This window comes from Nitrospirota bacterium, assembly GCA_016212185.1.
In the GTDB taxonomy this organism is placed as follows: Bacteria; Nitrospirota; Thermodesulfovibrionia; order UBA6902; family DSMQ01; genus JACRGX01.
In genome coordinates this window covers 1-2,943 of the sequence record JACRGX010000059.1, presented here as the reverse complement: position 1 = coordinate 2,943, position 2,943 = coordinate 1, and the positions used below count along the sequence as shown (strand labels likewise).

Below are 2,943 nucleotides of genomic sequence, written 5' to 3'. Positions count from 1 at the left end.
GGTAGAATCTCTTGCACGGCTTTTAGACCAACTATTTCCTGAATTGGTTCAAACCGCCCGAAAGTCCTTTGTAACTAAAATTCAGTTGCATAAATTAATTTTTGATATTATAATTCCACAATGAGTAAAGCCGAAAAGCTCTTAAAAAGGTTTTTATCTAAACCGAAGGATTTTACATTCGATGAGCTTGCCAGGCTCTTGCAAGGTTTCGGCTATGAAGAAGTAAAGATGGGGAAAACATCCGGTTCAAGGGTTGCGTTTATCAATTACGAAACAAAGCATATTATAAGGCTCCACAAGCCGCACCCAAGGCCAGAGCTTAAACGCTACCAACTGGATAATGTCGAGGATGAACTTAAGAACAAGGGGATAATTTAATAACGTTAAACTTTATGCCGTCATTGGCAACAGGAGGGTCATATGATGAAAGACGTATTAACATATAAAGGATTTATCGGCTCGGTTCATTTCGATGCAGAGGATAAGGTTTTTCATGGAAAGATCGAAGGAATAAATGACCTTGTGACCTTTGAAGGGGACAGCGTAAAGGAGATTATAAAAGCTTTCCATGAAGCGGTGGATGATTATGTTAAACTCTGCAAAGAGGCCGGTAAAGAACCGCTAAAATCAGCCAAGGGCAGTTTTAATGTCCGAATATCCCCGGAGATACATAAAAAGGCCTTGGAGAAGGCGGCACTCATGGGTATATCCTTAAATCAGTTTGTTCAGAAGGCGATCGAAGATGAGGTAAGGCATTAATATAACTGGGGTTCGAATCCCACAATGAGATTCAAGCCGGTCATCATGCCGCCCTTACAACGAACTCCAGAGGCATAAATAACCTTTCCAACATTAAAATCCCCGTCTGCACGCGCACAAGGTTAAATCATCCAGACTGGTCGACCCTGTTTGTTAATTTCAGAGTGGTTTTTTGAGTTTTCTCCAATAAAAGTCCATTTGAGTTTAAATAAAAATGCCCACCGATGATTCATCAAGTGGGCATTTTTACTGTGATAAAAGAAAAAACTATTTCCTAAATCTGAATCTCCTCATCGCAACCAGCCCCGTCATCCCGCTTCCCAAAAGGAGAAGGGTTGAGGGTTCAGGAACAGGAGCAAGTGAATTTATATTGTAATATAGAGCTCCATAATCATCGGGATTGAATTTGTTGTCGAGTCTCAGACCGTTTATCTGAGAGTCAAAATTTGACAGAGGCGGCGGGTTTAATACCATGTCAGTATTTGAGAATACCGTACGTGTGCTGTCAAAAAACTGTAAAAAGAATGTTCTACTGATCAGGTCGCCAAGACTGGGCGCCGTATAACCTGTTTCATTGATAATCGAAAATGCATCATTAATAGAAGGAAGATCATTGTTAAATACACGGTGATCGGCCGAGCCAGAGAAATTATGTGAGCCAATCGTCACGTTAAAAGAATTCCCGGAATATCTGGCAAAGCTTGGCCGGGGGAAAGTAGGGATTATTGTATCATCCAGCGTGTAGGTGCCGTGCACTAAATCACCTACCGCAAAATTACTGGAAAATGTGTTAGCGCTGTCATCGTGCAAAATAGTTGTTACTGCACCGTCAAACTCATAGGTGAAAATCGTCGCGTTTGCGTTTGTCGCAGTCAGAAAAAATAAGGCGGCTATTATCCATCTGTATCTCATTTTAACCTCCTGGTCTCTGGTTTTATTTTTAAAGTAAATTGTGCCTATTTTATTTAATGATTATTAAAAGCAAACTGCATGCCAAAACTAAAAAAATCGTAACTATTTGATTTTATAGAAAAAATTTCAAAGATAAATTAAGAAAAAAACATAAAAATGTAAAGAATCTTTACACCTCATTTTTTACAAATTCGCAGAAACATTATAATTTAATTGTAAAACAATAAGTTATAACAGAGGAGCGGGTGTCAAAAAACTATACGCCAGTTTAAGAAATTTTACAATTTGCCGTTTTGAGGGATTTGACATGACATGAAGAACTTAGATAATTTAAGGTGTTATAAATAAGAGGTGTCTGGCATGAATATTGCGTATTTTATACTAAAACCATATCATATCCATCATGCCTTATGAGGAGGTAAAAAACGATGAAAAAAGAAGCTCTCTTCAAAAGGGGTTTGAGGTTTTTTGGCGGCGCCGCCGGCGCGATGGGCCTGTTGTTCTTTTGCCTCGCAGTTCCCGCAAACGCCACTTCAACCATAGTGAGAACCATGGCGGGAGTGCAATTTGACAATCCTTATTATAGCCACAGCAGTGGCGGATACGGAACGACCCACGCGTTTGAAAGCTATGGAGCAGGCCCCCCCCTTGGAAGCTTCGCTTCGGCCCTGTCGAACGCTCCCCTGGGCACGCTCGGGGCCCATTGCGTACGCTCTGCCGGGTGACAGTGTACATGCTTGGGGGTCTGTTGAAGACTACTTCACGCTCCATGGCCAGCCCTGCTGCACACCCGTGACCCTTACGGCCGTCATGTATCTTGACGGGGCCATCTCAGGCATCCCGAATGCTGCAGGAACCAGCCCTCAGAATGCGCGCGTTTCGGCTCAATTTTCCACATCGGGGCCTATCAGCAACAACTTCTATTTTGATTTCAGGGAGCGCACTGACGCGCAGATCTGGAACTGCTACTTATACGGTTGCCCATCGTACTTTTATGACCCCATTCACACGAAAGGCGTGCTAACTCTGGAAAACATCAGCTTCGAAGACCCTTTTCCCATCTATTATTACCTTGAAGCTATGGGAGGGTGGGGGTCGAGTGGAGGAGGCTCCTCTGATTTCTTCAACACGGCGGCGATAAGTTTTAATCTGCCGCCCGGCACATGGATTACCTCGGACGGAGGCTATACTCAGGGGGGTCAAGCCCCTGTCCCCGAACCCTCAACCCTACTCCTTCTTGGTAGCGGCATAATGGGGTTCGCGGCGATGAGG

5 protein-coding genes are annotated in these 2,943 nt (G+C 43.4%); 3 read left to right on the top strand and 2 right to left on the bottom strand.

Annotated elements, in window-relative coordinates; all coding sequences use genetic code 11:
* Positions 1-120 precede the first annotated feature (120 nt).
* Both HZA10_06770 and HZA10_06765 read left to right on the top strand, forming a co-directional pair.
* On the top strand, positions 121-378 hold the full coding sequence (locus HZA10_06770; protein MBI5196008.1) for a type II toxin-antitoxin system HicA family toxin: 258 nt from the start codon (positions 121-123) through the stop codon (positions 376-378).
* A 45-nt stretch (positions 379-423) separates the two neighbouring features.
* Entirely contained in the window at positions 424-759 is a 336-nt protein-coding gene (locus HZA10_06765) for a type II toxin-antitoxin system HicB family antitoxin (GenBank protein MBI5196007.1), read from the top strand.
* Between the two features lie 267 nt (positions 760-1,026).
* On the opposite strand, the gene HZA10_06760 is transcribed toward HZA10_06765, so the two are convergent.
* Positions 1,027-1,671, bottom strand: a complete 645-nt coding sequence (locus HZA10_06760; GenBank protein MBI5196006.1) for a PEP-CTERM sorting domain-containing protein — start codon at positions 1,669-1,671, stop codon at positions 1,027-1,029.
* Positions 1,672-2,047: 376 nt separating this feature from the next.
* On the bottom strand, positions 2,048-2,212 hold the full coding sequence (locus HZA10_06755) for a hypothetical protein (protein MBI5196005.1): 165 nt from the start codon (positions 2,210-2,212) through the stop codon (positions 2,048-2,050).
* Positions 2,213-2,751: 539 nt separating this feature from the next.
* Between HZA10_06755 and HZA10_06750 the strand changes: the two genes are divergently transcribed.
* The coding region (locus HZA10_06750) for a PEP-CTERM sorting domain-containing protein (GenBank protein ID MBI5196004.1) at positions 2,752-2,943 on the top strand (192 nt) is incomplete at its 3' end.

What these genes read in the sequence shown, in the direction of transcription:
- HZA10_06770 (MBI5196008.1), top strand. Translation starts at nt 121, where the DNA reads ATGAGTAAAGCCGAAAAGCTCTTAAAAAGGTTTTTATCTAAACCGAAG.
- HZA10_06765 (MBI5196007.1), top strand. Translation starts at nt 424, where the DNA reads ATGAAAGACGTATTAACATATAAAGGATTTATCGGCTCGGTTCATTTC.
- HZA10_06760 (MBI5196006.1), bottom strand. Translation starts at nt 1,671, where the DNA reads ATGAGATACAGATGGATAATAGCCGCCTTATTTTTTCTGACTGCGACA.
- HZA10_06755 (MBI5196005.1), bottom strand. Translation starts at nt 2,212, where the DNA reads ATGGTTGAAGTGGCGTTTGCGGGAACTGCGAGGCAAAAGAACAACAGG.